The 6,295-nt window shown below is 36.8% G+C and carries 7 protein-coding genes and 1 pseudogene; 1 reads left to right on the top strand and 7 read right to left on the bottom strand.

What is annotated here, in order from left to right; all coding sequences use genetic code 11:
- Positions 1-195: pseudogene (locus J678_RS15985) on the bottom strand (IS256 family transposase); the annotation flags it as partial.
- A gap of 167 nt (positions 196-362) precedes the next feature.
- On the opposite strand from J678_RS15985, the gene J678_RS15980 reads away from it, so the two are divergent.
- Positions 363-1,991 carry a PglL family O-oligosaccharyltransferase gene (locus J678_RS15980; protein WP_032027390.1) on the top strand — a complete coding sequence of 543 codons (1,629 nt, stop codon included), beginning with the start codon at positions 363-365 and terminating at the stop codon, positions 1,989-1,991.
- Positions 1,992-2,031: 40 nt separating this feature from the next.
- Here the strand turns inward: J678_RS15980 and bfr are convergent, their stop codons facing one another.
- From bfr to rpoZ, 6 genes are all read right to left on the bottom strand, one after another.
- Positions 2,032-2,496: a heteropolymeric bacterioferritin subunit Bfr gene (gene bfr / locus J678_RS15975; protein WP_000678123.1), complete on the bottom strand. Its 465-nt coding sequence runs from the start codon at positions 2,494-2,496 to the stop codon at positions 2,032-2,034.
- A 244-nt stretch (positions 2,497-2,740) separates the two neighbouring features.
- Positions 2,741-2,935 (bottom strand): bacterioferritin-associated ferredoxin, encoded by a 195-nt coding sequence (locus J678_RS15970; protein WP_000289091.1) that lies wholly within the window; start codon positions 2,933-2,935, stop codon positions 2,741-2,743.
- 219 nt (positions 2,936-3,154) lie between these two features.
- Positions 3,155-3,538 carry a RidA family protein gene (locus J678_RS15965; RefSeq protein ID WP_006582555.1) on the bottom strand — a complete coding sequence of 128 codons (384 nt, stop codon included), beginning with the start codon at positions 3,536-3,538 and terminating at the stop codon, positions 3,155-3,157.
- 121 nt (positions 3,539-3,659) lie between these two features.
- Entirely contained in the window at positions 3,660-5,765 is a 2,106-nt protein-coding gene (locus J678_RS15960) for a RelA/SpoT family protein (RefSeq protein ID WP_004711681.1), read from the bottom strand.
- 39 nt (positions 5,766-5,804) lie between these two features.
- Positions 5,805-5,936, bottom strand: a complete 132-nt coding sequence (locus tag J678_RS23555) for a hypothetical protein (RefSeq protein ID WP_102990545.1) — start codon at positions 5,934-5,936, stop codon at positions 5,805-5,807.
- A 38-nt stretch (positions 5,937-5,974) separates the two neighbouring features.
- Complete coding sequence (gene rpoZ / locus J678_RS15955; RefSeq protein ID WP_000135049.1) at positions 5,975-6,253, bottom strand: DNA-directed RNA polymerase subunit omega; 279 nt, start codon at positions 6,251-6,253, stop codon at positions 5,975-5,977.
- Between the last annotated feature and the right edge of the window lie 42 nt (positions 6,254-6,295).

Raw genomic sequence — 6,295 nt, 5'->3', positions numbered from 1 at the left:
ACTAAACCCATTACGGCTATTTGAGCCTTTCTTGGGCTGATGCTTTTCATAACCGAGATGGTCTGAAAGTTCAGTATTGAGTGCAGTTTCAATCATGAATTTTTTAAAGACTGCTGTCATTTGGTTTAAGTCTTCTGGTGTTTTTAGACCTTTAGCCAATTCGGCAGCCATACTTTTGATTGTTGCTTCATCCATGTGAAGTACCTTTTGTAATTATCCTCTGAAGGATAAATGAAAATTAAGTACTTACACAAAATTTAGAACAGTCCCATAAATGCAAGTCGTTATATTATTTACAAAACATCTAATTCTTCTTTCTTCCATGTATAATTCTCTTAAGTTCTGATCTTTAACCTCTCACTATGCAAGTATTCTTTCTCTTCCTCGCAGCAATCCTGTTAGGTTTTGCGTGGTTATCACCATTTCACTATAACCCTTGGGTGATGTTTTCTAGCGAAATGAGTACCTTTGCGGCAGGTCTAAGTGTCTTAGCTGCACTTTTTTATCAAAATATAAAAATTCCACGGGCACAATTATTACTATTGCCATTTATTTTAATTCCAGTGGTGCAGTGGACTTTTGGTTTAGTTTTCGATTTTAGTACAGCTTTGTTAAGTTCACTTTACTTATTAGGCTTTTGGTTTATGGTTGTGGCTGGCTATAACCTGTCATTAGATCAACAGCAGCGAGATCAAATTTTTACAGGGTTCAGTTTACTTACTGTTATTGTTGCGGTTGCAACTAGTCTTATTGCGGTTTGCCAGTGGTTAAATATTGATACGCATTTTGCACATATGTTGCATTTAATTGGTAATCGACCTTACGGTAACTTTGGCCAACCCAATAATATGGCAACCTTTCTCATTATGGGGTTATTAGGATGCTTATATTTATATGAAAAGAACAAGGCTTCAGTTTGGTTACTCTTGCCATCAGCACTAACTATTTTATTTGCAGTTGTCCTAAGTCAATCACGCACTTCTTGGATTGTTTTTCCATTTTTACTCACCTATTGGGCTATTAAGCAATTTAACAAACCGAAGCGTTTTGGACTTTTTCAAGGCTTATTATGGTGTGCTGGCTTTTTCCTCATGGCGGGCTTAGTTTTACCATTTCTTACAAGCTTAATTGAGGCATGGTCGCATACAGATATAACTCAGGCGAGTAGCTTGGCTGAACGGGCAAGTTCTGGTTATTTGCGTTTTAATATCTGGACGCAAATGTTACTCGCTGTACAGCAACATCCTTGGTTGGGATATGGGTGGAATCAAACTAGTGTTGCTCAAATGTCTGCTTATACTCTTTTCCCAACAGCAGAATGGACGACTAGTGCTCACAATGTGTTGCTAGATCTTATTATTTGGAATGGTATTCCAATTGGTATCGTGATTATTGCTTACTTTACATGTTGGTTGTTTTGGTTAAATCAACAAGCGAAAGAAACAATTTCGATTATTGCAGTGATGATGGTCTGTACAGTACTTATTCATGCCATGTTAGAATTTCCGCAGCGTTATGCTTATTTCTTACTGACTTGTGGCTTTTTATTGGGTGTAATTCAAGCACAGACTCCAATACTGAAAGGTTTTGTACTAGGTAAACATCTTCTGCATTTAATTTGGGGTGTTACCTTAATACTTATGATCGCAATTTGGCGTGATTACAACGTATATGTCATGAATAGTAATTTACTATTTAAAAATAAGCAGCCAAATGCCGAGCTTATGGGAAGTGACCAGATTTTTGTTCTAACCCAATTTGAGCAGCGTTTAAAGTGGATTGCGCTTAATCCTCATGTAACTTTATCTGAAGCAGAGTTAATTCAATGGGGAAATTTTGTGAAGAACAAAGCAACCCCCTATAATTTACGTAAATATGCTCAGTTACTTGCTTATAATGGAAAAATAGATCAGGCAGAGCGACAAATATTTATTTTGCAGCACCTTTATGGACAGCAAATAACACTGCCGCAATTATTAAAAGATAAATAAAAAAATCCCCTTGTATTCAAGGGGATTTTTTTATAAGAAATTACATTTGGCTCTGGATATAGTTTTCGATACCAACGCTACCGATAAGGTCAATTTGAGTATCTAACCAATCCCAGTATTCTTCTTCTTTTTCTAAAATTTCTTGTACCAAATCACGTGTTACATAGTCTTGCTCTGTTTCAGCTAATGCAACTGCTTTTTGAATAGCTTCAATGTTTTCTTTCACTTTGCGAATATCACATTGCAGAACTTCTTCTGTATGTTGACCGATATACAATTTACCTAAGTGTTGAAGATTAGGGAGACCTTCTAAAAATAAGATACGTTCAATAATCTTGTCGGCATGCTTCATTTGACGAATTGATTCTTTATATTCAGCAGAACCGAGTTGTTCAATTCCCCAGTCATTAAACATGCGAGAGTGTAAAAAGTATTGGTTAATTGCAGTTAAATGATGATACAGCACTTGGTTAAGCTGATTGATTACATCACGATTGCCTTTCATTGTAGCTACTCCAAAACAATTTCTGCCTTAATCCAATTAAGGCAATCTATGAATTCATTTTAGTGAACATTCACAGATATGGCGAGTAATTTATAGAACAGCAAATGAAAATCGCAATCAAAAACAACACAATATTGGTAAAGCTGAATTTCCTTCCAAAAAAAACCGCTTGAATGAGGAACAATTAACGTTCCGCAAAAAGCGGTGGAGGAGTCAATAATTTACTGTTAAATACTAATTTTTATCATGCAGCTACAGAAATGCGCGCAGCAATTTCTGCTAATTCTTCACTAATAATAGCACGTGCTTCTGGTGCACAGCGTCCACAGCAAGTACCGAGGTCAAGCAAATCGCGAATTTCACGATAGCTTTCAGCGCCATTTTCAATAGCGTCTTTAATATCCTGATCGGTAATGCCACGACACAAGCAAACGTACATGGGAGTAATCCCCAAATATAAATGCGATAATTGATATTATTGATAATTATTATCGTTTGTCAATGAAATTCATTTAAAATCTCATTTATCTTTATTGGGATTTTGGATAAAAAAATACCGCCTAAGCGGAAATCTAAAGGTTGTTTAGATTTCTAAGCATAGCGGTATCTAATTTTAGAACTAAATATTTAAGGATTAATCTGTAGCTAAATCTTTATCTTATTGATTAATAATTACAATTCCATCCATTTCTACTAATGCGCCTTTAGGTAGACTTGCTACCCCAAGTGCTGCACGAGCTGGGTATGGCTGAGCAAAATATTCGCCCATAATTTGGTTTACAAGCTGGAAATTAGATAAATCAGTAAGGAAAATATTGAGCTTTGCAATATCTGCAAGTGAGCCACCCGCAGCTTCACATACTGCTTTGAGATTATCGAATACACGGCGGATTTGAGCTTCAATACCGTCTACAAGATCCATACTGTAAGGGTCTAAACCAATTTGCCCTGATAGATAGAGTGTGTTACCTACTAAAATAGCTTGAGAATATGTGCCGATAGCAGCAGGGGCATTTTCAGTATGAATGACTTGGCGGGACATTTGGTTCTCCTTGATTAAATCTTTTTCCATCATAATCGATGATAGGTTTTGACAAAAGTATCATCGATTTAATTAATTAGGTGCTTATGGAAAGTTAGATTTTAGTAAAGTAGAACAATTTTTAGCTGACTTTAGAAACTTCTGCTTGTGGAGCAGGGGCATCCAAACGCTCAATACGTGGGAATCCATAGTGCATTCGTAAATCACGAATGACTTTCGCAATATGTTTACGATTGTTGACTACAATATTAACGAAAGTACGCTGCTCATTGGAATGCACCATTTCCACCCCCGCATTATTTTTACGGCATTGATAGATGAGATCTGATACCTGTTCATCATTCATTGCCATATAAATCGCAAGGTAGGCTGTAAATCGTACATCATCTACATCATCTGCTTTCCATTGAAGCGGCATAATATTTTCTGGATGTAGATGTTGTTCATGAAGTAAATTATGACAACGAATACGATGCACAATTAGGCCACGACGTGTTAAATGACCTTGAATTAAATCACCTAAAATTGGGTTACAGCAGTGAGCATATTTAACATCGATACCTTCAGTACCTTGAATTAATCGGTCCGAATTTTCTACTTGTGGATGTTTATCATTTGCAAACAAATGGTTGGCTACAAGTTGAGGAAGTAAATCTCCAACTGCAATTTGCTCAAATAATGCATTTTTATTGTCAATATGACGCCATTGTAAGAGGTCTAGCCAATCTGCATCTGAAAGGTCGTTGATTGAGCGATTAAATAGTTTCAGCGCGCGTGAAAGTGCTTGGGCACCGACTAAGCGTTGTTCTTCAATATCTTGATCTTTGAGCACGTGTTGTAAAGCACGACGAGCTTTCTGAGTATTAATAAAGCTAAGCCAATCTGGATTTGGTGTTGCTAAAACATCAGTAATAATTTCAATAACTTGCCCACTGACTAGGGGGGTTGAAAGTGGCTTAATTTCACCATCAACTTTCGCACCTACCGCATGGTTACCCAAGAAAAGACTAGCTGAATAGGCAAAATCAACTACTGTTGCACCTTGTGGTAATTCATGTAATTGACCATGTGGGGTATAGACCCAAATTTTTTCTTGATGTAGATAATCAAGTAAATCGTTAAAAGTTGTCTTAGCGCATTCACTATCAATGAGTGTATTTAAATTTTGCATTGATGCCTGAATGGCAGAGCGACAAGTTTGTGGAGCATTTTCACCTAATACCACACCAAAACGGGCAGCTTTACGCATCAATTCAGTTTGGATGGTGAGTGATAACGTAGTTTTTTCGCCTTTGAGCTTGATCAGCAAAGACTGATTTCCGCCAGGTAGTGGACGGCGGATATGATCTTGATATTGAATGACTTGGAAATTTTCTTTTAATGCTGCCACTAAGCGGTCGCAGTCAGCAATAGACTGTAAAACGATTTCAAAAGCATGACTATGAGTCAGCTCTTGTAAATCCATTTCGTTTTTAACGAAATGGCGTAATAACTCAATATTATTATTTTTCTTTTTAATACGACCTTGAATGTGATAGTTGTGCAGAAGCTCTGCAAGATTTTGTTCCCAAATACTTTGATATTTACATCGTTCGGGTTTAGTTTGAAGTAAAGCATTTTGAACGTTATCAAACATATCTAAATCAAGATTTTGATAACATAAATTTTCAAGATTATCGGCCATTTCATTCATGCCGACTAATCTTGCCATAGGTACAAAAATATCAAAAGTTTCTTGCGCGATACGAGCACGTTTATCGGGACGCAGAGCACCCAATGTGGTCATATTATGATAGCGATCAGCTAATTTAATAATAATAACGCGTGGATCTTGTAAGGTTGCTTGCAGAATTTTTCTGAAAGATGCGGCTTTATTATATTCTTTATCGCTTGACTGGCTTAGCTTAGTTACGCCATCAACGAGTTCTGCAACTGTTTGCCCGAAGCGCTCAATAATATCATCTTTGGTATATTGAGTATCTTCAATGACGTCATGTAAGAGCGCTGCCATTAAAGTTTCCGGATCTAAACGCATATTAGCTAAGATACAGCTGACAGCAATAGGATGCAGAATATAGGGTTCACCACTTTTACGGGTAATACCAGTGTGTGCCAGATCTCCAAAATCACAGGCAGCAAGCACTTTCTCGACTTCACTTACTGATAAGTAAGGTTCGATAATTAATTTGAGCTGTTGCTTGGCTTGGCTGACCTCTTCGCCTGGCATAGACCACCCTTTTTCTGTTACTTAAAAAACTAAATCTATCTACTTCTTAATGAAAAGCATATTGCGGAACTTGTCAATTTTTTCGTTTGAAAAAGTGTATTTTTTTTTCAATGAAAATAATTGCTTTTGCCAATATGTTTTTAAATATAAAGAAGCCAAATAAAAAACCATCGCAAAGAAACGATGGTTTTTTATAGAAACAGGAGTAATTAGAAAGAAAAACCTTCTAAATTTAAACTGTTTGTAGAAAGGGCAAGATCAAGACTAGAAGTTTGATAATCTTGCTCACGTTGTTTAAGAATTTCTTTCGTTACATGACCTACAGCGATTTCACGTAAAGCAACAACTGTTGGTTTGTCGTTATCCCATTCTACAGTTGGCTCCATGCCTTGACGTGCCAATTGACGAGCACGTTTACTTGCAACGAGCACAAGCTCAAAACGGTTGTCTACATGATCTAAACAATCTTCAACGGTGACGCGTGCCATAAAAGTTCTCGTTTTGGAATGGTAAATTTGAACAGACTAAAT

This window comes from Acinetobacter sp. 1424608, from assembly GCF_000588255.1.
Taxonomy (GTDB): Bacteria; Pseudomonadota; Gammaproteobacteria; order Pseudomonadales; family Moraxellaceae; genus Acinetobacter; species Acinetobacter nosocomialis.
Note: the sequence above shows the minus strand (reverse complement) of the source record. Positions and strands in the feature narration are given on the sequence as shown.